Annotated in this window: 24 protein-coding genes, 1 tRNA gene and 1 pseudogene; 22 read left to right on the forward strand and 4 right to left on the reverse strand. The window is 46.2% G+C overall.

Annotated features, from left to right (window positions below; translation table 11 throughout):
- Window positions 1–58: 58 nt before the first annotated feature.
- A pseudogene (locus V7Z69_RS06560) lies at window positions 59–1,309 on the forward strand (TrkH family potassium uptake protein); the annotation flags it as partial.
- A gap of 60 nt (window positions 1,310–1,369) precedes the next feature.
- Here the strand turns inward: V7Z69_RS06560 and V7Z69_RS06565 are convergent.
- Entirely contained in the window at window positions 1,370–2,032 is a 663-nt protein-coding gene (locus V7Z69_RS06565; RefSeq protein ID WP_014163566.1) for a lactate utilization protein, read from the reverse strand.
- A 152-nt stretch (window positions 2,033–2,184) separates the two neighbouring features.
- Between V7Z69_RS06565 and V7Z69_RS06570 the strand changes: the two genes are divergently transcribed.
- The 10 genes from V7Z69_RS06570 to V7Z69_RS06615 all read left to right on the forward strand — a co-directional run bounded on the left by V7Z69_RS06570 (window position 2,185) and on the right by V7Z69_RS06615 (window position 8,237).
- Window positions 2,185–2,481 (forward strand): hypothetical protein, encoded by a 297-nt coding sequence (locus tag V7Z69_RS06570; RefSeq protein WP_334139272.1) that lies wholly within the window; start codon window positions 2,185–2,187, stop codon window positions 2,479–2,481.
- A gap of 163 nt (window positions 2,482–2,644) precedes the next feature.
- Window positions 2,645–3,010, forward strand: a complete 366-nt coding sequence (locus V7Z69_RS06575; RefSeq protein WP_334139274.1) for a sigma factor-like helix-turn-helix DNA-binding protein — start codon at window positions 2,645–2,647, stop codon at window positions 3,008–3,010.
- Window positions 3,011–3,014: 4 nt separating this feature from the next.
- Window positions 3,015–4,355 (forward strand): signal recognition particle protein, encoded by a 1,341-nt coding sequence (gene ffh, locus V7Z69_RS06580; protein ID WP_334139276.1) that lies wholly within the window; start codon window positions 3,015–3,017, stop codon window positions 4,353–4,355.
- 61 nt (window positions 4,356–4,416) lie between these two features.
- The gene (gene rpsP, locus V7Z69_RS06585) at window positions 4,417–4,686 is read left to right on the forward strand and encodes a 30S ribosomal protein S16 (protein WP_014163562.1); all 270 of its coding nucleotides are present in this window, start codon (window positions 4,417–4,419) and stop codon (window positions 4,684–4,686) included.
- 9 nt (window positions 4,687–4,695) lie between these two features.
- Window positions 4,696–4,941: a KH domain-containing protein gene (locus tag V7Z69_RS06590; RefSeq protein ID WP_014163561.1), complete on the forward strand. Its 246-nt coding sequence runs from the start codon at window positions 4,696–4,698 to the stop codon at window positions 4,939–4,941.
- Window positions 4,907–5,482, forward strand: a complete 576-nt coding sequence (gene rimM / locus V7Z69_RS06595) for a ribosome maturation factor RimM (protein WP_081468112.1) — start codon at window positions 4,907–4,909, stop codon at window positions 5,480–5,482. The genes V7Z69_RS06590 and rimM overlap by 35 nt, the downstream gene beginning before the upstream one ends.
- Entirely contained in the window at window positions 5,482–6,726 is a 1,245-nt protein-coding gene (gene trmD, locus V7Z69_RS06600) for a tRNA (guanosine(37)-N1)-methyltransferase TrmD (protein ID WP_334139303.1), read from the forward strand. Before rimM ends, trmD begins: the two co-directional genes overlap by 1 nt.
- A 3-nt stretch (window positions 6,727–6,729) precedes the next feature.
- Complete coding sequence (gene rplS / locus V7Z69_RS06605; protein ID WP_014163558.1) at window positions 6,730–7,080, forward strand: 50S ribosomal protein L19; 351 nt, start codon at window positions 6,730–6,732, stop codon at window positions 7,078–7,080.
- 87 nt (window positions 7,081–7,167) lie between these two features.
- Window positions 7,168–8,094, forward strand: a complete 927-nt coding sequence (locus tag V7Z69_RS06610) for an AEC family transporter (protein WP_334139279.1) — start codon at window positions 7,168–7,170, stop codon at window positions 8,092–8,094.
- A gap of 56 nt (window positions 8,095–8,150) precedes the next feature.
- Window positions 8,151–8,237: transfer RNA gene (locus V7Z69_RS06615), tRNA-Leu, on the forward strand.
- A gap of 49 nt (window positions 8,238–8,286) precedes the next feature.
- On the opposite strand, the gene V7Z69_RS06620 is transcribed toward V7Z69_RS06615, so the two are convergent.
- Window positions 8,287–9,057, reverse strand: a complete 771-nt coding sequence (locus V7Z69_RS06620; RefSeq protein WP_334139281.1) for a pseudouridine synthase — start codon at window positions 9,055–9,057, stop codon at window positions 8,287–8,289.
- Window positions 9,058–9,263: 206 nt separating this feature from the next.
- Here V7Z69_RS06620 and V7Z69_RS06625 point away from each other — a divergent pair, with 206 nt between their 5' ends.
- The 3 genes from V7Z69_RS06625 (at window position 9,264) to V7Z69_RS06635 (ending at window position 11,379) form a co-directional block, all read left to right on the forward strand.
- Window positions 9,264–9,446: a hypothetical protein gene (locus V7Z69_RS06625; protein ID WP_014163554.1), complete on the forward strand. Its 183-nt coding sequence runs from the start codon at window positions 9,264–9,266 to the stop codon at window positions 9,444–9,446.
- 131 nt (window positions 9,447–9,577) lie between these two features.
- The gene (locus V7Z69_RS06630) at window positions 9,578–10,231 is read left to right on the forward strand and encodes a transglycosylase SLT domain-containing protein (protein WP_334139283.1); all 654 of its coding nucleotides are present in this window, start codon (window positions 9,578–9,580) and stop codon (window positions 10,229–10,231) included.
- Between the two features lie 86 nt (window positions 10,232–10,317).
- The gene (locus tag V7Z69_RS06635) at window positions 10,318–11,379 is read left to right on the forward strand and encodes an NAD(P)H-dependent flavin oxidoreductase (RefSeq protein WP_334139304.1); all 1,062 of its coding nucleotides are present in this window, start codon (window positions 10,318–10,320) and stop codon (window positions 11,377–11,379) included.
- An 87-nt stretch (window positions 11,380–11,466) separates the two neighbouring features.
- Here the strand turns inward: V7Z69_RS06635 and pepF are convergent, their stop codons facing one another.
- Entirely contained in the window at window positions 11,467–13,305 is a 1,839-nt protein-coding gene (pepF, locus tag V7Z69_RS06640; RefSeq protein ID WP_014163551.1) for an oligoendopeptidase F, read from the reverse strand.
- A gap of 49 nt (window positions 13,306–13,354) precedes the next feature.
- Entirely contained in the window at window positions 13,355–13,597 is a 243-nt protein-coding gene (locus tag V7Z69_RS06645) for a hypothetical protein (protein WP_014163550.1), read from the reverse strand.
- A gap of 126 nt (window positions 13,598–13,723) precedes the next feature.
- On the opposite strand from V7Z69_RS06645, the gene V7Z69_RS06650 reads away from it, so the two are divergent.
- The 8 genes from V7Z69_RS06650 (at window position 13,724) to V7Z69_RS06685 (ending at window position 22,912) form a co-directional block, all read left to right on the forward strand.
- Window positions 13,724–14,314 carry a L,D-transpeptidase gene (locus tag V7Z69_RS06650; RefSeq protein ID WP_014163549.1) on the forward strand — a complete coding sequence of 197 codons (591 nt, stop codon included), beginning with the start codon at window positions 13,724–13,726 and terminating at the stop codon, window positions 14,312–14,314.
- 34 nt (window positions 14,315–14,348) lie between these two features.
- On the forward strand, window positions 14,349–15,515 hold the full coding sequence (locus V7Z69_RS06655; protein WP_334139285.1) for an iron-containing alcohol dehydrogenase: 1,167 nt from the start codon (window positions 14,349–14,351) through the stop codon (window positions 15,513–15,515).
- A gap of 36 nt (window positions 15,516–15,551) precedes the next feature.
- A complete protein-coding gene (locus V7Z69_RS06660) occupies window positions 15,552–17,657 on the forward strand; it encodes an acetate--CoA ligase family protein (protein WP_334139286.1) in 2,106 nt (701 codons plus the stop codon).
- Window positions 17,654–18,250: a glycerol-3-phosphate 1-O-acyltransferase PlsY gene (gene plsY / locus V7Z69_RS06665; RefSeq protein ID WP_334139288.1), complete on the forward strand. Its 597-nt coding sequence runs from the start codon at window positions 17,654–17,656 to the stop codon at window positions 18,248–18,250. Before V7Z69_RS06660 ends, plsY begins: the two co-directional genes overlap by 4 nt.
- Before the next feature lie 74 nt (window positions 18,251–18,324).
- Window positions 18,325–18,804, forward strand: a complete 480-nt coding sequence (locus tag V7Z69_RS06670) for a CtsR family transcriptional regulator (RefSeq protein WP_014163545.1) — start codon at window positions 18,325–18,327, stop codon at window positions 18,802–18,804.
- A gap of 12 nt (window positions 18,805–18,816) precedes the next feature.
- Window positions 18,817–19,350: a UvrB/UvrC motif-containing protein gene (locus V7Z69_RS06675; RefSeq protein ID WP_334139291.1), complete on the forward strand. Its 534-nt coding sequence runs from the start codon at window positions 18,817–18,819 to the stop codon at window positions 19,348–19,350.
- The gene (locus V7Z69_RS06680; RefSeq protein ID WP_334139293.1) at window positions 19,337–20,422 is read left to right on the forward strand and encodes a protein arginine kinase; all 1,086 of its coding nucleotides are present in this window, start codon (window positions 19,337–19,339) and stop codon (window positions 20,420–20,422) included. The genes V7Z69_RS06675 and V7Z69_RS06680 overlap by 14 nt, the downstream gene beginning before the upstream one ends.
- Window positions 20,423–20,449: 27 nt before the next feature.
- On the forward strand, window positions 20,450–22,912 hold the full coding sequence (locus tag V7Z69_RS06685) for an ATP-dependent Clp protease ATP-binding subunit (protein ID WP_334139295.1): 2,463 nt from the start codon (window positions 20,450–20,452) through the stop codon (window positions 22,910–22,912).
- The last annotated feature ends 16 nt before the right edge of the window (window positions 22,913–22,928 follow it).

The raw sequence follows: 22,928 nt of genomic DNA on the forward strand, positions 1-22,928 counted from the left end.
AAACCAGAGACCTTGCCTTGGCTCTTAATTTTACACAATTATATGGACGTAACTGGCGAGGGAAGCTTTCGTTATAGTTTCCTTATCTTGGATAGTGGCCTCGGCTATAGGAGGACTTCCTTACCTGTTCAATGGAACAGTGAAGACTTTTACGGATGCCTTCTTCGAGGCTATGTCTGGATTTACTACCACGGGGGCTTCCGTTTTGACAGATATACAATCCAACCCTAGAGGCATACTCTTTTGGAGAGATTTGACCCACTGGCTAGGCGGCATGGGGATAATAGTTTTGAGCCTTGCAGTTTTACCCTTTTTAGGGGTCGGTGGCATGCAGCTGTACAAAGCCGAGGTTCCAGGACCTGTCCCAGAGAAGCTAACTCCCCGGATTCAGCAGACGGCACTTCTGTTGTGGGGGGTTTATGTGTTTCTTTCCGCCCTTGAGGTTGCTTTGTTGTTGGGAGGAGGGATGAACTTGTTCGAATCCCTTACCCACACTTTCGGCACGATGGCCACAGGAGGTTTTTCCCCTCTCAACGGGAGCATTGGGCAGTACAATAACCCTTATTTCGACTGGGTCATTACGATATTCATGTTCCTGGCAGGTGCAAACTTTGCTCTGCATTACATGATGCTGAGGGGGGACCTTAAGGCGTGGTGGAAAGACGAGGAATTTCGTTTTTACACAATAGTCATATTTTTGGGTATAGCTACTGCTACCAGTTTTCTATATTTCAGCGAGACATACGGATCCCTACTGGAGTCTTTGAGGTACGCAGCCTTTCAGGTGGTCAGCATCGTAACGACCACGGGTTACGTTACGGCGGATTATGAAAAGTGGCCCTTCTATGTGCAGTACATGCTCCTTTTTTTGATGTTTGTCGGAGGATGTGCAGGTTCTACTGGTGGAGGCATCAAGAACCTTAGAATAATGTTGCTTTTACGCCATGTCAAAAACGAGTTGAGGAGGCTTCTACATCCTTCCGCTGTTTTGCATGTGAGGACCGCAGGACAAGTAGTAGAAAGAGATGTCATTGGCTCTGTAACAGCCTTCTTCATATTGTACATAGGCCTTTTTGCTGTTGCAGCGCTGTTTATGAGTGCCCTAGGTGTGGATGTTTTGACCTCTATAGCAAGTGTCGCCGCTACCATCGGCAATATTGGGCCAGGGTTAGGGACTGTAGGTCCTGCGGAAAACTATGCTCACATTCCTTTGGCGGGCAAATGGGTGCTCTCTTTTTGCATGCTTTTGGGCCGATTGGAGATATACACCGTGATGATCCTGTTCTTACCTGAAACATGGAGAAGGTAGATAGCTTATAAAGCATAATGGGGGCAGGTATATCCTAGCCCCCATGGTTGTAGGCTGAAATTAGTAACCTAGAGCCTCCCCTATTATGAACACATGGATTTCCCTTCCGAAGGGAGCCCGGTCCAAGATCAAAGTTGCCCTGCATACCCTATTGGGGCTGTTGCAGTCCACGCAATAACCTAGCTTAGTGCAGGGAACGTCGTAGTTTAGGCGTATGGCGTTTGGCGGAGTGGCCACGTTATGGACCCTTTTTATGGCACTTTCAATGTCAGGGCATATTTTGTTTATGCCCACCACGAAGATTAGCTTATTTGTACCCCAGGCCATCCCTGCAACTCGGTTCCCTGTGCCGTCTATGTTTACAAAGGTTCCGTCCGTGGTCAGCGCATTGGTGCTGGTGATGTAGTAATCGCTCAAGAGCTCTTCCTGTAGTTTCTTTTTTCTTTCTTCCGGAGATAAGCTTGGGTCCCAGTGGTGGTTTATCGTGCATCCTTTTTCTGCTAATAGTTCCATGAGTCCCATTTCCCTTACGGTGCATGTGCCTGGAACTCCCACCGTGGAGCCGGAGGGAATCATTTCAAGAATTTTTTGGGCTGCTTCCTTGGAGGATGGGAAATAATATGCTTTATAGCCTTTCGAAACCAAAGCCTTTACTACAGACTCTCCAAGTTTTTTGTTGGTCTCTTCCCAAATGGCTTTGTTCTTCTCTAACATGGGGTTCATTCCATAATACCTCCTGTCCGTTTTTTAGCTGATTTCTTGATTATTATCCGTGAAAAGGCTTGTGTTTTCAATGTTTTGAGGTATATTAGATGGTGTGATTTTAAGCGCAGACAGTATTAAATGGATTTTGCTAGCATATAGGAGGGATAACCATGTGTAGAGTTATTACGCCCGATTCAATAGGCCATGAACATTTAGACGATCCTTTATCAATAGCAGAGCTATTGAGAGAGACTTTGGCTGAAGAGCTTCACTCGATGAACGATGTGGTGGCTCGATGGCATATGATTGAGGATCAAGAGATAAAGCATGCCCTTTCCCATGTCATAGAGTATAAACAGAAGGGAATAAGGTTGCTGTGGAGTGCTTTAGAGAAGCTGGAAGAAAAAGTAATGACTGAAGAATCAGAGGGGCATTCTCACGAGCATACTCATCCTCATACTCATTGAACAAAAGAAAAATCAGAATCTGTTTTCCAGCAAGGTGAGGGACTTCCCCCTCACCTTGTTGTGTGTGTATGGCGAATGTCTCTTGTGTGTGTCAAGGTTTATTGCTTGACACACATGTGGTACCCGCTTATAATCGCTCTGTTCGATGGGAGAATGATCTTACATGAACAGAAACGACCTAGAAGAGAGAACGCGAGTGGATAGGCTTTTTGATGTTTATGGTGCCCTATTGACGGAGAAGCAGAGGATTGCCTTTCAGATGCACCAAGATGAGGATTTATCGTTGGCGGAGTCCGCGGAACTGCTCAATATGACTCGCCAAGGGGTTCATGACCTATACAATAGGGCCAAAGCCAGGCTTGTTAAGTTGGAGAATCTACTGGGTTTTGCCGGCATAGAGCAAAGATACAACGATTGCCTCGTTAAACTTATGGAAATATGTAAAGAATCCAGGGTAGATTTGCCTGAGGACTTGGTTTTGGAGATAAAAAAACTGACTGGGCTGGAAATAGAAGAAGAGGAAGAGTGATCTCATGTTAGATACCCTTAAAAAACGATTTGAGAAAGCACTAGGCCTTTTGAAAAACAAAGGAAAGCTGACGGAAGAGGACGTATCCGAAGCTGTTAGGGAAGTGAGGCGCGCCCTTCTGGAGGGCGACGTAAGCCTTAAGGTTGCCAAGGAACTCACCCAAAAAATAAAAGAAAGGGCCACCCAGAGGGAAGTTTTGGATTCCATAACTCCCGCTCAGCAGATACAAGCCATAGTATACGAAGAGCTTGTAAATTTGATGGGAGGTAAAACGTCCAAAGGTATTGTTTTTGCCCCTAAGCCTCCTACGGTCTGCATGATGGTCGGATTGCAAGGAGCGGGAAAGACCACCACCTGTGTGAAGATAGCTAAAAAGCTCAAGGGAGGCCATAAACCTTTGGTTGTAGCTTGCGATTTGAAGAGGCCTGCTGCGGTAGAACAGCTGCAAATTTTGGCAAACACTGCAGGGGTGGGGTTCTTTGGTCCTAAGGCAGGTGAAGGTGATCTTAAAAAGCTCATCAGGGACGCTATGGAATATGCTGCGTCAAGGTTACATGATGTGATCATTTTGGACACTGCGGGTCGATTGCATATAGATGATGAACTTATGCGAGAGCTCGTAGAGATAAAGGAGATTGCAAGTCCCACGGAGATTATGTTGGTCTTGGATGCCATGACGGGGCAAGAGGCCATAAGGGTCGCGGAGGCCTTCCATGGCGAGCTGGCTTTGACTGGATTGATCCTGACAAAGATGGACGGCGATGCCAGGGGAGGCGCTTTGCTTAGCGCAAAAGCCGTGGCGGATGTGCCAGTCAAATATATAGGTGTTGGCGAGAAACTGGATGATATAGAGGTTTTTGATCCGGAACAGATGGCCCAAAGGGTTTTGGGTATGGGCGACCTTAAAGCCCTGGCGGAGAAGGTAAGGGAAGCTGCCGAGGGCGTGGATATGGAAAAGGTCGCAAAGAGCCTCACTAAAGGCAAATTGACCATGGAAGATTTGCTTCAGCAGATAAGACAGATAAAGCGCATGGGACCCCTGGAGAAGATCGTTGAGATGCTTCCAGGGGGAGGAAAAATTAAAGAGCTTGCTGGTAGCGAGATGGACGACAAGAGGTTAAAACACATAGAGGCCGTGATCCTATCGATGACTCCTGAGGAGAGAAGAAACCCCAAGATCATAAAGGGCAGCAGGAGGAGAAGGATTGCTTATGGATCCGGTACATCGGTCCAAATGGTCAACCAGGTCCTAAGTTATCACAAGAACATGAATGAGATATTTAAGCAGCTTAAGGGACGCAAGGGCAAAGGATTTAGGCTCCCAAAGGGATTGCCCTTTAGGTAGAGTGGGGAGTTCCAAGGGAACCTATTTAGATATAAGCAGCAAAAATCAGGAGGTGTATTAGATGGCAGTAAGGATAAGGTTAGCCCGCTTCGGGCGCAAAAAAAGGCCGTTCTACCGTTTGGTAGTGGCAGATGCTAGGGCACCAAGAGATGGTATGTATATTGAACAGATAGGGACGTACAATCCGATGACTGACCCAGCGGAGATCAACGTCAAGGAGGACAGAGCCCTTCATTGGCTTTTCAACGGTGCCCAGCCGTCGGAGACAGCGAAGGCCCTATTTGTAAAAACGGGAGTTTGGGAGAAGTTTCTCTCGGGCAAGAAGCAGTAGAGGTGTGCGATGCCAGCATATGAAGAGCTGATTAGCTTTCTGGTAAAAAACATAGTAACTAAGCCTGAGGACGTGGAGGTTACTTCGAAGCGTTCAGAAAATGGCGTTGTTAAGGTCATGATAAGGACAGCTCCAGAAGACATTGGAAGGGTAATAGGGAAGCGCGGTGTGACTATAAACGCAATACGCTATATAGCCAAGGCTTCTTCCATTAAGCCCAATGAGAAGGTGGAAGTTGATCTTTTGGAAGAATGAGGTGCTTGGTGTGAAGGATTTAGGTTTGACGGCAATAGGAAAGATTGTGGGAGCGCATGGAGTCAAAGGGGAGTTTAAAATCTTACCCTTGACCGATTTTCCTGAGCGGTTCAAAGCCATGGAAGAACTGAGGTTATACGGGGCTTTAGGCTCTCACAAGACGACGCTGCGGTTGCTGTCAGTTCGTTTCCAGGTCGATAAGGGTTTGGTTTTGGCCAAGGCAGAGAACGTCAATACCAGGGAAGAAGCGGAAGCCCTGCGGGGATTGATCATAAAGATAAGAAAAGAGGAGAGGGTATCCCTGCCAGAAGGTCATTATTGGATAGACGACCTTATAGGGTTAACTGTGAGGGACTGCGAAACCCTTGAGGAGTTGGGGCACGTCAAAGATGTCCTTGTTACAGGAGGAGTTGATGTGTTCCTGATTGAGACCCCCTCAGGCGAAGAAAAGATGATCCCCGCTGCCAAGGAGATGGTAGGATCCATAGACCTGGAGAAAAAACAGATGCTAGTTTCGCTTTTGGAGGGATTGTGGGATTGATGCGGTTTTCTGTGGTCACAGCTTTCCCCGATTTCATAGAGTCCTACTTTACGACCAGCATAATTGGGAAGGCTGTCCAGAAAGGGTTGCTGGAATACGACGTTGTCAATCCCAGATCGTTTGCTGAACCCCCACATAACCAAATAGACGATTATGCGTATGGTGGGGGAGGCATGGTCCTCAAAGCGGAACCACTGGCAAGAGCAGTTGATTCTGTTAAAAGCCCGGACGCAAAGGTTATATGCCTTAGTCCTCAAGGCAAGCTGTTGAACCAAGCACTGGTGGAGTCACTTGCAAAAGAAAAACATTTGATATTGGTTTGTGGACATTATGAGGGCATCGATGAGCGTTTCGTTCAATTATATGCTGACATGGAGCTGTCGGTGGGAGATTACGTACTTACAGGTGGTGAGCTTCCGGCCCTTATAGTCGTTGACGCCGTCTCCAGGCGGATAGAGGGCGTAGTGGGTAAATCTAGTGCGGTCGAAGATGATTCTTTTGCCAAGGGGTTATTGGATCATCCACACTATACCCGGCCCTCTGTGTGGAGAGGGATAGAAGTCCCAGAAGTGCTTTTGAAGGGAGATCATGGGGCTGTTGCCAGGTGGCGGCGAAGGGAATCTGTAGCTAGAACTTTGTCTAGAAGACCCGATATAATAAAGGGAGCCTTTTTAACTCCCTATTTGGAAAAAGGTTTATATGTTGTTCTGGGAGATGCTTCGAAGGCCTTTGGCGAGGATGAGCACCTTCCGGACGACGTAGCAATAAAGCTTTTGAAGAATGCAATATCCATAGCCCAAAGGGCTGGCTGCAGAAAAGTGATTTTGATACTTAAGCAAGTCACGGAAAGGCATAGAGTAAGACATTTGCTCTCAAAGCTTAAAGAGACAGAGCCTGATTTCGGTAATTGCGATGAAATGGTAAAAATGGTACCTGACATAGCGAAAGCTTTTGGTTGGATCAGGGAAAAGGAGAAAGAAAAACCATACGTTGTAGCATTAAGCAGCGAGAGCAAAGGCAACGAAGTTGATTGGAATGAGTTAAAGATCAAGATTTTAGGTATGTGTCGTCCCGTGGTCTTTTGTTTTCAATGTCCGGTGGAGAGGTCGGCGGATGTTTGCCTCGGAAATCCGCTGGGGGTTGATTATGAAAGAGATATACTTTCTGGAGTGGACAGCATAGCTGTAGCACTCGAAAAAACCATAGGATTTGGGGAAAAAAGAAGTTCCCATTGGGAGGGATAGATGATGGATCAGAAAATAGCGCTTGTCGAGAGCAAATATGCAAGAAAGGACATTCCTGATTTTAGGCCAGGAGATACGGTGAAGGTTCATGTCAAGGTAAAAGAAGGAAATAGGGAAAGAATTCAGATCTTTGAAGGAGTAGTGATTGCCAGAAAGCATGGTGGAGTGAGGGAAACCTTCACTGTAAGAAAGGTGTCTGGTGGCATAGGAGTGGAAAGAATTTTCCCCCTTTACACTCCTTCAATCGAGAAGATCGAGGTTGTCAGATACGGAAAAGTCAGGAGAGCTAAGCTGTATTACCTCCGTAAACTTAGCGGTAAAGCTGCGAGAATCAAAGAAAGAAGGACGTTCTAAGTATCCAGGTAAGTGTGAGAGGGCCATGCGCGGTGCCTTGGTGTACCTGAGCATGGCCCCTTTTTGTAATTTCGCGAGAGGTTAAAAATGCACAGTATTTTCATAGTTTTGCCTTTATTCATAGTTATATCAGTGGGTTATTTGGTAAAAAGGGTAGGCATTCTTCAGAAAAGTCTTGTCGCTCAATTGAACGATTTACTTTATTGGGTTGTTCTGCCTGTCTTACTTTTTAGGTCTACCCTCAGGGTCGGAGGAAGCATACTAGACAACATAAATTTATTTTGGGGGATACATGTTCCTTTCTTGGTCGTTCCTTTTTTTGCGTGGTTTGTAGCCAGATTACGCCATAAGTCGAACGAAAGAAGAGCCGTTACTGTTTTAATTTCAGTGAGGGCAAACAACATATTCATGGGGATTCCTGCTGTCACATTGGCCCTAGGCCAAGAGGGAGTGGATGCTCTTTCTCTTTTTCTGGCTGTTGGGCTTTTAGGATATAACATTATAACCATAGCTTGGGCACAGGTGGCCCTTAGTGGTACCCTGTCGTTGAGATCTATATTTGATACTGGGAAAAAACTTCTCAAAAACCCTCTCATCTGGAGTTGTCTGTTAGGTGTGTCTGGAGCTACTGTAGGATTAAACCAGTTGCCCCAATGGCTGGATGCAGCATTCGTGATAATAGGTAACACCGCTAGTGGCATAGCGCTTTTGAGTTTAGGAGCATCGTTGGAGATAGAGCACATGCTTAAGGCCCTTGGAGATACGTGGCTGGAGTCCATAATCAAGCTTGTAATTCACCCGGCAGTAGTTTTATGCGCATTTTGCGTTTGGCCTGTGGAAAGTGTCTTGATAAAGACCATAGTGCTTGTTTCAGCCATGCCTTCGGCGGTTAACAATTTCGTTTTGGCCAAAGGAATGGATATGGATTATCCATACTGTGCTCAGGTAGTGGTCGCCACTACTATTTTTTCTGTTTTCACTTTGCCCATTTGGATTCATTTTTTAGGTTTGTAATAATCGTGGTTGACGATTTGGGCCATCTTTTTTATAATTGCACTCGCGTTTGATATGCGGGGGTGGCGGAACAGGTAGACGCGCTAGGTTGAGGGCCTAGTGGCCTCCGGGCTGTGGGAGTTCGAGTCTCCCCCTCCGCACCATAGATGATAGAAAAAGCCCTGCCGTACGGCAGGGCTTTTTGTTTGCTGTCTATTTTGCTAAAAGTGCCTCCATTACTTCCTTCCATCCCAACTTGGACAATACTTCCATAAAATCGTCTCCAGGGGGGGATGTTATTTTTACTGTGTGTCCATATACAGGGTGCTTAAACTTCATGCTGAAGGAGTGGAGAAGCAATCTTTTTATGCCAAAGTTATCGCGGAAAAACCTGTTGTGCTTTCCGTCTCCATATAGCACATCACCTATTATTGGGTGTGAGATATGCTTGAAGTGTCTTCGTATCTGATGTCTCCTTCCCGTGATGGGGTTGGCAAGAACCAAGGAGTAACGGCTAGTTGGATATCTAGATACAGCCACAGGGATTTCGGTTCTAGCGATGGTTTCATATTTAGTCACTGCTTTTTGCTGTTTGAGCTGCTCAACCGGGGTTGGATTTTCCGTGATTTTAACCAAATGAGAGTCTATTACGCCTGAGGTGCCAGTCCAACCCCTCACAACGGCAATGTAATATTTTTCTATTTCTTTCTTCCTGAAGTACTCAGCCAAAACTTTGGCCACTTGGGGGGTTGTTGCGAAAATGACTACTCCTGAGGTGGGTCTGTCCAACCTATGAACTGGGTACAAGTGACTTCCATAAAGGTTTCTAGCCTCCTGCAGCAAAAAAAATCCCCTTTCCCTGCTTAGAGCCGTCCTATGAACGAACATCCCAGGAGGCTTAGCTACAGCGAACAGGTATTCGTCCTCATAAAGTACCTTTATTGGATTGTTGAAGTTTACGTTTTTTCCAGTACTAGGCGTCATGGCAGGGTAATTTTACCACATCTTTTGATTTTGCTTGATAAAATAACCCTATGGTGGTATAAATGACCCTGTCATTTTCACAGTTAAGGAGGGTGTTCATGGTGAGTTTAAAGTTAGAGGTATCGGATAAGGCTAAAGAGGTTTTGACTTCTCAGGGGGGCGTTGGGTACGTGATAGAGGCCTCCATTGGAGGTGGTTGATGCAGGGTGCCTGTGGCTCTCGTTGAGAGTGGCAAGCCTGAAACCACTTCGAATTACGTTGCATTGGAAGGTCAGGACGTAACCATTTGGGTTCCCAAGGACATGAAGTTTTCCCATAACACAGCTAGAGTTGAGGCCCAGAGAAGCTGGGACGATTGGGTTTTGTTCGTGCCAACGGCTCTACTTTAGACACTTTAAATCTAATCTAATATTCAAAGGGTGGGGCAAGCTGAAAAGAAAAGCTTGCCCCTCATCTTTTTTATAGGATAAACTTTAGATTGGTTTTTAAATCAGCCAATTTGATGAGGGAGTGGACCAATTTGAAGAATAACCTAGGAATATTTTCATACACAATCGTTGCGGTTCTGATTGCAGTGAGTTTGACGTTGTTTTTGCCTAACCCTTCTCTGGCTGAGGGGGACTACTTGGTTAGGTTGGAGCAAAAAAGCACAAGCGCTGAAGATGGATCGGATAAAATCCAAGTTGAATACCTGATGAAGAGAACCGTCATAATGGAAAGTTTTCTGAAAGCCAATCGCAAGTTAGAGAGGGAGGAAGCATGGGAGTATTCTGGCTACGTCATGGAAGCTTCAAAACTTTTCGGTGTGGATCCTTTTCTGATCGCATCGATGATAATTAAGGAGTCTACGGTAAACAAAAATGCAAGGTCTAAGTATGCTTATGGTCTTATGCAGATTAACTGGCGAGTCCACAAAAAAGGCTTGAAGGCGGCATTCAAACAGATAAGGAGTCTCCAGGATTTGTTATTGCCTAGGAACAACATATTAGCTGGAACTTACATCTTTTCATGGTATATGAAATCAAGTTCTTATGACGTTAAAAAGGCTCTTGGAAGGTACTTGGGTAGGAACGGTAGTAAATATATAAACGGAGTTCTGGGTTTATGTAATAAAATGAGTAATAACTATCAGTTGGCGATGACCAAGCAAAATATTGAGAGAGCTGGTTCGTAGTAGTTTTTGGTCAAATCAGAGAAGTAAGAGCCAGAGAGATAAATGAAATGGGGGTATATCTATTGTATTGTAAGGATGTCAACTTGATGCCTGAATTGAGATTGGGGAAACACAAACCCAGGTTTCCCTTGGTACAAGGAGGGATGGGTGTAAGGATTTCTGGACCAAAGCTTGCAGGAGCGGTGGCTAAAGCGGGAGGCGTGGGAACCATAGCTACTGTGGGTCTTGCCGTTACTTCTCCTGATTACAATGGACGCAATTATTTTGAGGCCAATAAAAAGGAGATCATCAAATGCTTACAGCAAGCAAGAAAGGAAGCTCCTGAGGGGGTCATAGCTGTCAATATAATGGTAGCTCTGACTGACTATGAAGATCAGGTAAGGGCTTCGTGCGAGGGGGGCGCGGATGTCATAATCTCGGGTGCCGGCTCGCCTCTGAACTTGCCTGGGATAACCAAGGATTTTCCTGATGTTGCCTTGGTGCCCATAGTCAGCTCCTTGAAGGCAGTTAGAATAATTGTAAAACGATGGGAAAAACAGTATGGAAGATTGCCCGACGGGTTTGTGGTTGAGACTCCCCTTTATGCTGGAGGCCATTTGGGTGTGACCAAGGAGGATCAGGTGTTTTCCCCTGAGTTTTCTCCCGAGAGAGTCCTTCCAGAGATAAAAGCTTATTTGGAGGATGAATTGAAGGTTGACATCCCCATAATAGCTGCGGGTGGAGTTTGGGACAGAAGAGATATGTTGAGGATGTTCGAACTCGGTGCAAGTGGTGTGCAAATGGGAACTCGGTTTACTGTTGCTGTAGAAGGAGACGCATCGGAGGAATACAAAGATATAATTTTGAGGGCTAAAGATAATGAAGTAGTGATAATCAAAAGTCCTGTAGGCATCCCCGGTAGGGTGCTTTTATCACCCTTCATAGAAAGATATCTCAAAGGCGATGTGGAGAGCAAGCCTTGTTTTGCCAATTGTGTCCACCACTGTTCGTATAGAAACGGCGAAAAGACATTTTGTATAGCCCAGGCACTGGTGGACGCCTTCTTCGGCAGATGGGAAGAAGGGCTGTTTTTCTGTGGATCCAACGTTTCGAAGTTGACTAGGAAAGAATCGGTGGCGGAGATTTTCAAAGACCTTTTCGAAAACTGATGAGTATATAAAGTAATTGGACTGGTTTGAAGGGGCTCTCTCTGGTAGAGCCCCTTCAATGTTAAAATAAGATGCCCTTAGTGACGTTTACTTAGAGTTTAGTAACTCCTCTAGTTTTTTCAGTTTTTCAGAGAAGAACTCCATTGTTTCTTTCACTGGTTTTCCGTTTACCATGTCTATTCCGACTTTTTTCAGCAGGTTTATGGGATAGTCTGATTTGCCGCTTTTGAGGAACTGTATGTATGCTTTCTGGGCTTTCTCCCCTTCGGCTACGATCAGGTTCACTATGTTTAAAGCAGCAGCAAAGCCAGTGGCGTACTGATATACGTAGAATGGGGAATAAAAATGAGGAATCCTTGACCATTCAAAGGACAGGATAGGATCTAGCTCTATATTTTGACCGTAATATTTTTTGTTTAGGTCCATCCATAGGGAGCAGAACGTCTCATGGGAAGGTATCTCGCCCCTTTGGCTCATTTGGTGGACTGCGAGTTCAAATTCGGCGAACAATGTTTGCCTGAACACCGTCGTTCTTATTTGCTCTGTCATAACGTGCAGGAAATATTTCTTTTCCTCTTTTGTCGAAGCCTTTTGGGTCAAGGCCAGGTTGAGAAGGATTTCGTTAACTATGGATGCCACTTCAGCAACGAAGATGCTGTGTCCAGAGTACACATAGGGCTGTGTAGAGTTTGTGTAGGCCTGATGAATCGCGTGCCCCATCTCATGAGCAAGGGTGAATACGTCCTTTAATTTGCCGTTGTAATTTAGGAGAACATAGGGGTGTGCTCCGTAGCAGCCCCAGCAATAGGCCCCTCCCCGTTTGCCTTTGTTCTCATATACGTCTATCCACCGGGAAGAAAAGCCCTCTTCAACTAGACGCAGATATTCCTTTCCTAGAGGTCTCAAAGCCTCCAGCACAATTTTTTGAGCTTCTTCAAAGGGGATATCTTCGTAAGGTTCTTCTGCTATGTTTACGTACATGTCGTACATATGGATCTTTTCCAGGTTTAGGGCTTTTTTCTTCAAGGAAACGTATTCGTGTAGGTACTCCAGGTGGTCATTTACATGAGAGATAAGTTGATGGTATACGGAAAGGGGGATGGCGTCATTGAAGAGTGAAGCCTCCAAGGTGGAGTTGAATTTTCTAGCCCTTGCGAAAAACAATGTCCCCCTTATAGCGCTGTTGTACGTTGCAGATAGGGTGTTCTTATATTTACCATAAGTGCTGAAAAGTGCGCAGAAGGCATTTTTTCTGAGGGTTCTATCCTTGGAGGTTAAAAAGGTGCTGAATCTCTCTTCGGATAAAGGTATAGTTTCTCCACTACTGTCAGTTACGGGGGGAAACTCTATATCAGCATTAGTCAGTGACGAAAATATGTTTTCCGGCCCTTGAGCTATCTCGCCAGCTCCTGCTAGAAGGTATTCCTCCGAGGCCCCCAGCGTGTGTGCCCGTCTTCTCAGGATATCTTTGAGGAAAAAGTCGTATATCGCCAGTCCTTTCTCAGACTTGATGTATTGGTTTATTTTCTCTTCGCCCATTTGAAGAATTTCGGGGGTGATAAAGGAGCATGCTTTCTGAGCCTGCACGAATAGAGCCGTGGCCTTATATGCGTTCGACTGAGCCTCGGCTTTTCTGGTGTCCTCATGGCTTTTCATATGGGCGTACACTAATATTCTATCGCTTTTTTGTCCTATCTCGTCCGCTAGATTAAGGCACTCCAGCAACTTCTTGGGGCTTTCTTTTATTTTCCCCTTGTAGCTTTCCATTTGTTTTATCAAATTCTCTAATTCTGAGATTGCTTTTCCCCAATCTTCAATCGTCTCGAAAAGATCTTCCAGTCTCCATTTATAATGTTCCGGCAGGTTTTCCCTTTCAGGTATAGGTTTCGTGTGGGCGTTTTTATTGTTTTTTGTAGTTTCTGTCATTTGTTTTCCTCCCTGTGGCATGTGTTGTCTTTGGAACTTTATCTGCAAATTACTTCATGTAAAAGTAGAAAAAGAACATTATTCCTATGGCGATGCCAGCCAATGCCGATTTTATTATGCGTATTCTGCGCTCTGATGAGCCAGTGTCTTTAGGGTTATAAAAACCTTCAGGATAATTTTTTGTGACCTTCTTTCGCCTACCCCATATGCGGGGGCCATATGAATAAGCCAAAAAATAAGCGCCAGTTCCCATAAATATGGCTCCAATAAGGGCTTGGATTTCTTTTTGCAACGCTTTGCACTCCTCTCTTTTTGTGCATGGAACTTATATGGCTACATAGAGTATATACAAATTTTCAAGAAGGTGGGAAATTAACACCAAAGCTGTTATCCTTATAGCTAGGAGAGGGGGGTAGTTATGAGCGCCTTTAAGTCCATCATTACAACACTGTTATGTTTGTTTTTAGTCTTATTGTTCTACTTTGGAGGTTTAGTAGGTTCATGCCTGGTCAATGTTGGAGAATGCAAGGAAGCCTCAGCTTCCTCATCGGTAAACGAATTTTTTAATGTTGATGAAGCTGTTCAAGCTAATGGCTTGGAGGGTAAAAAATGGATCTTGGTGAGAAAGAGAGATTTTACACTGACCTTGTATGATGGAAAAGTTGTCCTTGCTCGCTATCCTGTAGCCATAGGGAAAAACGACGGAGACAAAAGGGAAGAAGGAGACATGAGGACTCCAGAGGGAATATTTTCCGTAGTGTCTGTGGAGGACTCTAGACATTGGGTTCATGACTTTGGAGACGGGAAGGGGCCCATTGCGGGAGCATACGGTCCTTACTTTATAAGATTAAAAACTCCTCCTCACAAAGGTATAGGCATCCATGGAACTCACGACCCCGCTTCTATAGGTACAAAAGCCACGGAGGGGTGTATCCGCCTAAGGAATCAAGATTTGCTGGAACTGGTAAAAAACGTTACGAAGGGTATGACGGTCATTATTGCACCTTAAAGGGTTTACTGTTTTTGATGAAAGGAGGAGGGCCATGAACAGAGAGGATATAGTTTTTAACTATCCATCCAAGGTTATTTTTGGGGAAGGTAAGTCCAGGGAGCTTCCAGAGCATATATTGCAACTAGGTTCCAAAAGGCCTGCTTTGATAACAGGGCCCAATATGCCAAAGACAGAGGCTTTCGGGCAGATAAAGCGTACCCTCCAAGATGCTGGGTTAAATCCCTTTATGTTCCACGGAGTGGAGCCGGAACCTCCTATAGAACTGTTGGAGGATGCTTCCAACATGATAAGAAAAGAAGGGTGCGACCTCCTTATAGGGTTAGGTGGGGGAAGCACCATGGATTTCACCAAGGTTTTAGGGGTTTTGGCCAAGTGGGACGATGTAGTGCTAGAGCAAATTATAGGGATAAATAAAGTTCCCCGAAAAGGGTTGCCTGTAATTCTGCTTCCCACGACCTCCGGAAGCGGTTCAGAGGTATCCCCAGTTGCCATATTTACTTTCAAAGAGGAGCAAGTCAAGAAAGGTATAGTCAGTCCTTACCTTGTGTGTGACGTGGCCATAGTTGACCCGGTCCTTACGTGGGAAGTTCCTAGGCATATTACTGCCAGCACTGGAATGGATGCATTGATACATGGGATAGAGTCATTTATTTCCATAAATTCAAATCCCCTTAGTAGGGAGTTGTCTCTCTCCGCCATAAGGAAAATATATGGGTTCCTTGAGAGAGCGGTGCTGGACGGGAAGGACAGGCAAGCTAGATATAATGTCTCCCTTGGAAGCCTGTTGGCGGGGATGGCTTTTTCCATGGCAGGAACGGCTGCCGTGCACGCTTTGGCGTATCCTCTAGGAGGAGAATTCCACGTGCCTCATGGCGTTGCCAATACTGTGATGCTAAGACACGTTTTGGAGTATAATCTCCCGGGAAATGAGAAGCTGTACGAGGAAATGGCACAAGCCATGATTTCTCCTGTGAAAGATAGGGAGAGTAAGAAGATCTGCCCCGACGATGTAATAGATCTTGTCATGAAACTAGCAGAGGCTATAGAAGTACCCTCCAGGTTGCGCGATCTTGGTATTCCCAAAGAGGCCATTCCAAGGATGGCGGAGGCCGCTTTTGAAGAAAAGAGGCTTTTGGGCAACAACCCCAAGCAGCTGTTGGTTGAAGATATACGCCTGATTTACGAGAGAGCTTGGTAGAAGAATGGGCTATTTTGACTTAAGGAGGCTAAGGTGATGGGAAATAGCACATTAGATATCAAAAGGCTGATGGAACCTGGCTCAGTGGCCATAGTGGGTGCGTCTGCCAACATGGAAAGCATATCTGGTCGACCTCTTAAGCTTCTAAAAAGGTACAACTACAAGGGTAAAATATATCCTGTAAACCCAAAGTACAAGGAAATAGACGGTTTGGCGTGTTATCCCGACGTCGCTTCGTTGCCGGAAACCCCCGATGTTGTTTTGGTGGGTGTAAGAGCTGAATTGGTGCCCCAGGTCATAAAACAGAGTGTTCAGCGAGGGGTTCCCTTTGCTGTAATATTTTCTTCCGGTTTCGCCGAGAGCGACAACCAGCAGGCCCAAGATGAGTTGATTGATATAGCAAAAAGAGGTGGTACCAGGATACTTGGTCCCAATTGTCAAGGGTTAGTCAATTTTGTGTCCTCCATTCCGTTAAGCTTCTCAGCCTCACTGGATTCTGATGCGAGACCAAAGGGACATGTGGCTTATGTGTCACAGAGTGGTGCCTTTGGTTTTGCGTCCTTTGCAATGGCGGCAGAGAGGGGAGTTGGGTTCCGTTACGTAGTTACAACAGGCAATCAAGCTGATTTGGACGTAATTGATTTTGGTATGGCTTTTGCAGACGATCCCGAAGTAAGGCTTTTGGTCATGTACATGGAGGGTATAAAGGACGGAAACCGCTTCATAGATTTGCTTTCAAAGGCCAGAAAAAGGAACCTGCCAGTTGCGGTACTCAAAGTAGGTAGAAGTCCCACCGCCCAGGAAGCGGTAAGAAGCCATACGGCCGCATTGGCGGGAGATGAGGCAGTATGGAGAACCATATTCAAACAATATGGTGCCATAGAGATAGAAGATGCCCAAGATATAGTGGATTTGGGAAAGATATTTGGCTCTCCAAAGCGTCCCAAAGGTAGAAGACTAGGAATCTTGACTACCTCAGGGGGCGGAGGAATCATTATGGCGGACAGGGCCTATGATGAGGGATTGGAGGTCCCTGAACTTCCAGATGACGCCAAGAAAAAGATAGAAGAACACATTCCGCCCTTTGGTTCTTCTAGAAACCCAGTAGACTTGACCGCTCAGGTTATAAACGAGCCTGAAGGGTTTGCTTCCAGCGTGGAAGCCGTCATCGAAAGTCCCAATATCGATATGGTCACCGTAGTGGTCTCGATGATAACAGGAGAATCGGGGTATAGAGTGGCCCAAGACATAAAAAATATTTTTCACAAGAGTCCCAAGCCTTTCGCATGCTGCTGGTTGATAAACAGGGAGCAGGGGGGCAGGTTTTTGGACTATCTGAGAGAGGGAGGGGTTCCCCTGTTTCAGAGTCCTCGTAGATGTGCCTGGGCCATGTCTAAGCTCTACGAAAGCTCCAGGATGTTTGAGGAAGAGGACGAGGTAGAATTCGAAAGAAGAACCGGTGTATTGAAAGATTACCCGGCCAGATTGACGGAATATGAAGCAAAGCAGGTGTTGGCAGCCTATGGTGTCCCTATAACCAGGGAGCGGTTGTGTGAGAACTTGAACGATGCCTTGGAGGCGGCGGATGAGATAGGTTACCCTGTCGCTCTTAAAGTTATGTCCCCTGATATACTTCACAAGACCGATGCAGGAGTCGTAGCTTTGAATTTACGATCTCAAGAGGAGGTTAGGAACGCTTATGGACGTCTTATGGAAAAGGCCTCGAAAGTGACAGCTAGGGAAAATATTCATGGCGTTCTGATACAGGAGATGGTAACGGGAGGCCTGGAATTCATGATAGGAGTCAAAAGGGACGAGCTTTTCGGTCCCATCGTGGCTGTGGGACTTGGAGGTATATATGTCGAAGTGTTGAAAGATGTCTCCCTTAGGAGAGCCCCTGTATCGAAGAAGGAAGCCGAGAAGATGATTGAAGAGCTTAAGGGATATCCTCTGTTGGCGGGAGCTAGGGGACAGAACAAGAAGGACATAGGCGCCTTGGCGGAAGCCATAGAAAAAATATCTATCCTGGCCAGCATAGAGGAAGATCTCCAGGAGTTAGACGCGAACCCTGTGTTCGTTTTTGATGAGGGGTATGGCATTAAGGCAATTGATGCAATGATACTCAGGAGGGGCCCCCAATGATGGAGACCGTGTTGGGAGCCATAGTTGGGTATCTTTTAGGTTCCATACCGGTAGGTTTCTTATTGGTCCGGTGGAAGAAGAACATAGATATTAGAACTGTAGGTTCAGGAAACATAGGGGCAACTAACGTGACAAGAGTGTTGGGCAAGCCGTGGGGAATATCAGTAGCCATATTTGACATGGCAAAGGGAGGAGCTCTGGTTTTACTGTGCAAGCATCTTTTGGGGATGGATCCTATGGCTTTGACGGTTATTGGCATTGCTTCGGTCTTGGGTCATAACTTTCCAGTGTGGCTACGTTTCAAAGGTGGCAAGGGGGTTTCAACTACATATGGAGTTTTATTTGCTCTTTGCCCTTTAGGGGCCTTGCTTTCCGGAGCGGTATGGTATGTGACCATGCGGGTTACCAAGTATGTGTCTGTGGCCTCTATGTTCTCAGTGTCCCTTGCGCCGCTTTTTATGAAGTTACTGGGCGCCCACTCATACTACGTCTATGGAGGTGCAATTCTAGCACTTTTAGTGATAATTAGGCACAGGAGTAACATCCGAAATCTAATGGAAGGCAAGGAGCTTAAGGTGGGCAACAAAAGATGAAGCCCTTTGTTTGACTTATATTGACCATTTTTATATAATGAGGCTGTCAAAATAAGTCAAAGGAGGGGTCTACCTTGGCAAGTCTCACGAAACTTATAGAAAGATATATCAACAAACTTTTAGAAGAGCAGGGAAACGAATCAATCTTCCTGAGTAGAAAAGAGCTTGCCGAGAAGTTTGGTTGTGTGCCGAGCCAGATAAATTATGTAATAAGAAGCAGGTTCACTCCTGAGCGAGGCTACATTGTGGAGAGCCAGCGAGGAGGCCACGGCTACATAAGAATAATAAGGCTTTGTCTTTCTCTGCCAGAGGAAAAGGCGAATCACGTGGAGGAGCTGGTTGGGGACTTGATCAGCGAGCAGGAGGCGCGGAAGCTTTTGGCCAACCTGCAACAGAGGAATTTTATATCTCAACGGGAGCGATTGATAATAGAAATGGCTATTCGCTTTCAAGAGGAGATGGCAAGGGACATTTTTGATCTCTCCCCATATAAAAGGGAGGCCATGCATGCAGAGCTTTTGAAGAGAATGCTCAAGGGCCTAGCTTACCAATAGAGGGGTCTAGTGATGAGATGCGAAAGGTGCAACGAAAATGAAGCAACACTGCACATAAAGCACATGCAGGATGGTGTAATTTCGGAGTATCACTTATGCCAAAAATGTGCCCAATCGTTAAGTAACGAGGGCATCATTCCTGATATTGGTCTGGATTTTAAATTTGGCTCCTTGCTGGGGAAGATCCTTTCGCCAGTGGAGCCTGATGGGATTGATCAAGGAACTGAGGCAGATAAAAAGGAAAAGATAGCTTGCCCTAATTGTGGAATAGATTTGGAGACCTTCAGAAAGGTTGGGAAATTTGGTTGTGCCGAGTGTTATAGAGCTTTTGAAAGGTATTTAGGTGCAATTTTGAGGAATATTCATGGGTGCGAAGTGCATAGAGGGGCAAGACCGGGTATTGTGTCCGACGAGGAACTGAAGGATGATCTGCAGTCTTTGAAGACACAATTGAAGATGGCTGTGGAAAGAGAAGAATACGAAAGGGCCGCAGAGTTGCGTGATCGCATAAAGATGTTGGAGGAACGCGGCAATGCATGCTCTTGAACTTGCCTCCATGCCCCTAGAGTGGGTTTTGGGTCGGGGCGATGAAAGCTTCATAGTGTTATCAAGCCGGATACGCCTGGCTAGAAACCTGGCGAAGTATCCCTTCCCGTGGAGATGTGATAGAGATTCCCTGTGTGAAGTAGAAGACCTTGTTGTTGAGGCCGTCTCCAAATCTTTGGTTTTGAGGAGTAGTTCTACTTTGAAGCTTAGGCAGATGGACAAGATAGCGAGAATGGTCTTGGTGGAAAACCATCTGGTAAGCCCCAATTTTATACGGGGTGACGATGTAGGTAGGGCTGTGATTTTCGACGATAGAGGAATAGTTTCTTTAATGCTGAACGAGGAAGATCACTTGAGGATACAGGTCTTCTTGGGGGGCCTTCAACTGCATGAAGCATGGCACGTTGCCAAGAAAGTTGATGGGGAGTTGGAATGCCTGGATTATGCTTTTAACTGCGAAAGGGGTTACCTTTCCTCTTGCCCTACAAATACTGGGACAGGGCTGCGCGCGTCGGTGATGCTGCATATCCCTGGCATAGTCACCTTGGGGCACGTGGGGCATGTCGCCAGGGAGTGTAACAGGGTTGGGTTGACAGTTAGAGGAATGTACGGTGAAGGTACCCCAGCAGGAGGGTGTCTCTTTCAGGTTTCCAATCAGGTCACCCTAGGGCTATCGGAGGAAGAATTGGTGGAAAAGGTCAATAGCGTTGCCCTTGGAATAGTTGAACGAGAGCATTTTGCCAGGGAAAAGCTTATAAAACAAAGAGGAATTGATTTTGTCGATAAGATATGGAGGAGCTTTGGAATAGTAAGCTGTGCTCGGAAGCTTTCTGTGAAGGAGGCTTTGGAACTCCTATCGAAGGTGAGAATGGGATCTGAAATGGGAATTTTACCACCGATACCTAAAAGTGAGTTGAATCGCATGATCCTTAATTCTCAGCCTGGACATGTAATTGCCCTTTCCAAAAGCCGCGAGGAAGAAAAGATAAATGACATAAGATACATAGCAACCAGGAGGGCAGAGATATTGAGAGACAAAATGTCCAGGTTTTTAAATTGCAAAGAAAACTAAAGACGTATCAGCGAGGAGGTACAGGATATGTGGCAATTTTTCACTGAGAGAGGGAAAAGGGTCATTCAGTTGGCACATAAAGAAGCCCTTAAGATGGGGCATGATGTTATAGGCACAGAGCATATATTGTTGGGACTTTTGGCGGAAGGTGAAGGCATCGCTGCCAGAGTTTTGATGTCCTTCGGGGTGGAACTCGACGATGTGAGGACCAGGATAGAGCAGGTAGTTGGTAGAGGAGAGCCTAAGGCAAAGCCCATAGACTTACCTCTCAGCCCAAGGGCCAAGAGGGTACTTGACCTTGCCATGCGAGAAGCGAGGAACATGGGAGTAAATTACGTGGGAACGGAGCATATGTTGCTGGGACTCATCTCCGAGGGTGAAGGCATAGCCTCCCAGATATTGCAATCTCTGGGGTTGGATCTTCAAAAGGTCAGGGCCGAGGTGAAGACGGTCCTTACCAATGTAGAGCAAGGGGAAGAAGGAGAATACAGGGAAGGGGGAGAGCTCCAGCAGAAAGGGGCTGGACGCTCTAGGACGCCTACCCTTGATCAACTTGGGATAGATCTGACGGAAATGGCGCAAAGAGGTGAGCTGGATCCAGTAGTAGGTAGGACAAAGGAGATCCAAAGGCTTATCCAGATCCTTTCCAGGCGCAAGAAGAACAACCCTGTTCTCATAGGGGATCCTGGAGTCGGCAAGACCGCCATAGTGGAGGGATTGGCGCAGAAGGTGATCTCTGGAGATGTTCCTGAGGTTTTAAAGGGAAAGAGAGTTGTACAGCTAAACGTCGGCAACCTTGTTGCTGGTACCAAGTATCGGGGAGAGTTTGAGGAAAGGATGAGGAAGCTAGTCAAAGAATTGAGAGAGAGCAAAGATGTGGTTCTTTTCATAGATGAGATTCACACCATAGTGGGAGCTGGTGGAGCAGAGGGTGCCGTTGATGCTGCAAACATCCTTAAGCCCAGCTTGGCGAGAGGAGAGTTTCAGGTCATAGGAGCAACGACATTGGATGAGTACCGAAAGCACATAGAGAAAGACCCTGCTCTGGAGAGGAGATTCCAACCGGTTCAAGTTGACGAACCCTCAGTCGAGGATTCGATAAAGATACTTGAGGGGCTCAGGGATAGGTATGAGGCGCACCACAGGGCCAAGATAACTGACGAAGCTCTAGTTGCCGCGGCCAAGCTATCCGAGAGGTATATAACCGAACGTTTCCTGCCGGACAAGGCTATAGACTTGATAGACGAGGCCGCAGCGAGAGCCAGGCTGAACACCATGGAGCTGCCGGAGGACATTAAGCAGCTGGAACGGGAACTTGAAGCCTTGAGAAAAGAGAAGGAAGCTGCAGTGGCTTCCCAGGAGTTTGAGAAGGCAGCTCATATAAGGGACAGAGAAAGACAATTATCCAAGCAGATAGAGATAAAAAGGCAAGAGTGGCAAGTAAGGAGAAATAACGAGGAACCCGTGGTTGATGAGGAGCAGATAGCCCAAATAGTATCAGAGTGGACTGGAATACCTGTACAACAGTTGACGGAGGAAGAATCAGCCCGTTTGCTGAGGATGGAGGAAGAGATACACAAGAGAATGGTGAATCAGTGCGATGCAGTCAATGCAGTTGCTCGGGCGATCCGAAGGGCAAGGAGCGGCTTGAAGGATCCCAAACGCCCCATAGGCAGTTTCCTCTTTTTGGGCCCCACGGGCGTAGGGAAGACTGAACTTGCCAGATCGTTGGCGGAGTTTTTGTTTGGCAGTGAAGATGCAATGGTGCGTTTTGACATGAGCGAATATATGGAGCGTCACGAAGTGGCCAAATTGATAGGCGCCCCTCCAGGTTATGTGGGATACGAAGAGGGAGGCAAACTTACCGAAGCTTTGAGAAGGAGGCCTTATTCGGTTGTTTTGTTTGACGAGATCGAGAAGGCACATCCCGACGTGTTCAATATCCTCCTGCAAATATTGGAGGATGGAAGATTGACGGACGGACAGGGGCACACGGTTGATTTTAGGAACAGTGTAATAGTCATGACCAGTAACGTGGGAGCTCAAGATCTCATGAAGACTCGTTCTTTGGGCTTCAGTGCATCCACTGAGGAGACTTTTGACTTAAACAAGATGAAGGGCTCCATAATGGAGGCTTTGCGTAAAACTTTTCGTCCGGAGTTTCTCAATAGGGTTGACGACATAATCATATTCAAACCTTTAGGTCGAGATGAGCTTCTGCAAATATTGGACATCATGCTGCAAGAGGTGGCGACAAGATTAAAGGAGCAGGGTGTGGAGATAATGGTTCCCGAGGAAACCAAGGTTTTCCTGCTGGAGCAGGGCTACGACCCCAAGTACGGGGCTAGACCTTTGAGAAGGACCCTTCAACGAATGGTGGAGGACAAGATGGCAGATATGCTGTTGGAGGGGAAAATTTCAAAGGGATCGAAGGTAGAGATTGTGGTGGTCAATGGAGAGTTGGAGTTTAAGAATTTAAATCAGGAATGATTTTTCTATGCTGTTT

Origin of the sequence: Thermovirga lienii, from assembly GCF_036847465.1 — a bacterium.
Taxonomy (GTDB): Bacteria; Synergistota; Synergistia; order Synergistales; family Thermovirgaceae; genus Thermovirga; species Thermovirga lienii.

What these genes read in the sequence shown, in the direction of transcription:
- V7Z69_RS06565 (WP_014163566.1), bottom strand. Translation starts at nt 2,032, where the DNA reads ATGAACCCCATGTTAGAGAAGAACAAAGCCATTTGGGAAGAGACCAAC.
- V7Z69_RS06570 (WP_334139272.1), top strand. Translation starts at nt 2,185, where the DNA reads ATGTGTAGAGTTATTACGCCCGATTCAATAGGCCATGAACATTTAGAC.
- V7Z69_RS06575 (WP_334139274.1), top strand. Translation starts at nt 2,645, where the DNA reads ATGAACAGAAACGACCTAGAAGAGAGAACGCGAGTGGATAGGCTTTTT.
- ffh (WP_334139276.1), top strand. Translation starts at nt 3,015, where the DNA reads ATGTTAGATACCCTTAAAAAACGATTTGAGAAAGCACTAGGCCTTTTG.
- rpsP (WP_014163562.1), top strand. Translation starts at nt 4,417, where the DNA reads ATGGCAGTAAGGATAAGGTTAGCCCGCTTCGGGCGCAAAAAAAGGCCG.
- V7Z69_RS06590 (WP_014163561.1), top strand. Translation starts at nt 4,696, where the DNA reads ATGCCAGCATATGAAGAGCTGATTAGCTTTCTGGTAAAAAACATAGTA.
- rimM (WP_081468112.1), top strand. Translation starts at nt 4,907, where the DNA reads ATGAGAAGGTGGAAGTTGATCTTTTGGAAGAATGAGGTGCTTGGTGTG.
- trmD (WP_334139303.1), top strand. Translation starts at nt 5,482, where the DNA reads ATGCGGTTTTCTGTGGTCACAGCTTTCCCCGATTTCATAGAGTCCTAC.
- rplS (WP_014163558.1), top strand. Translation starts at nt 6,730, where the DNA reads ATGGATCAGAAAATAGCGCTTGTCGAGAGCAAATATGCAAGAAAGGAC.
- V7Z69_RS06610 (WP_334139279.1), top strand. Translation starts at nt 7,168, where the DNA reads ATGCACAGTATTTTCATAGTTTTGCCTTTATTCATAGTTATATCAGTG.
- V7Z69_RS06620 (WP_334139281.1), bottom strand. Translation starts at nt 9,057, where the DNA reads ATGACGCCTAGTACTGGAAAAAACGTAAACTTCAACAATCCAATAAAG.
- V7Z69_RS06635 (WP_334139304.1), top strand. Translation starts at nt 10,318, where the DNA reads ATGCCTGAATTGAGATTGGGGAAACACAAACCCAGGTTTCCCTTGGTA.
- pepF (WP_014163551.1), bottom strand. Translation starts at nt 13,305, where the DNA reads ATGACAGAAACTACAAAAAACAATAAAAACGCCCACACGAAACCTATA.
- V7Z69_RS06650 (WP_014163549.1), top strand. Translation starts at nt 13,724, where the DNA reads ATGAGCGCCTTTAAGTCCATCATTACAACACTGTTATGTTTGTTTTTA.
- V7Z69_RS06655 (WP_334139285.1), top strand. Translation starts at nt 14,349, where the DNA reads ATGAACAGAGAGGATATAGTTTTTAACTATCCATCCAAGGTTATTTTT.
- V7Z69_RS06660 (WP_334139286.1), top strand. Translation starts at nt 15,552, where the DNA reads ATGGGAAATAGCACATTAGATATCAAAAGGCTGATGGAACCTGGCTCA.
- plsY (WP_334139288.1), top strand. Translation starts at nt 17,654, where the DNA reads ATGATGGAGACCGTGTTGGGAGCCATAGTTGGGTATCTTTTAGGTTCC.
- V7Z69_RS06675 (WP_334139291.1), top strand. Translation starts at nt 18,817, where the DNA reads ATGAGATGCGAAAGGTGCAACGAAAATGAAGCAACACTGCACATAAAG.
- V7Z69_RS06680 (WP_334139293.1), top strand. Translation starts at nt 19,337, where the DNA reads ATGCATGCTCTTGAACTTGCCTCCATGCCCCTAGAGTGGGTTTTGGGT.
- V7Z69_RS06685 (WP_334139295.1), top strand. Translation starts at nt 20,450, where the DNA reads ATGTGGCAATTTTTCACTGAGAGAGGGAAAAGGGTCATTCAGTTGGCA.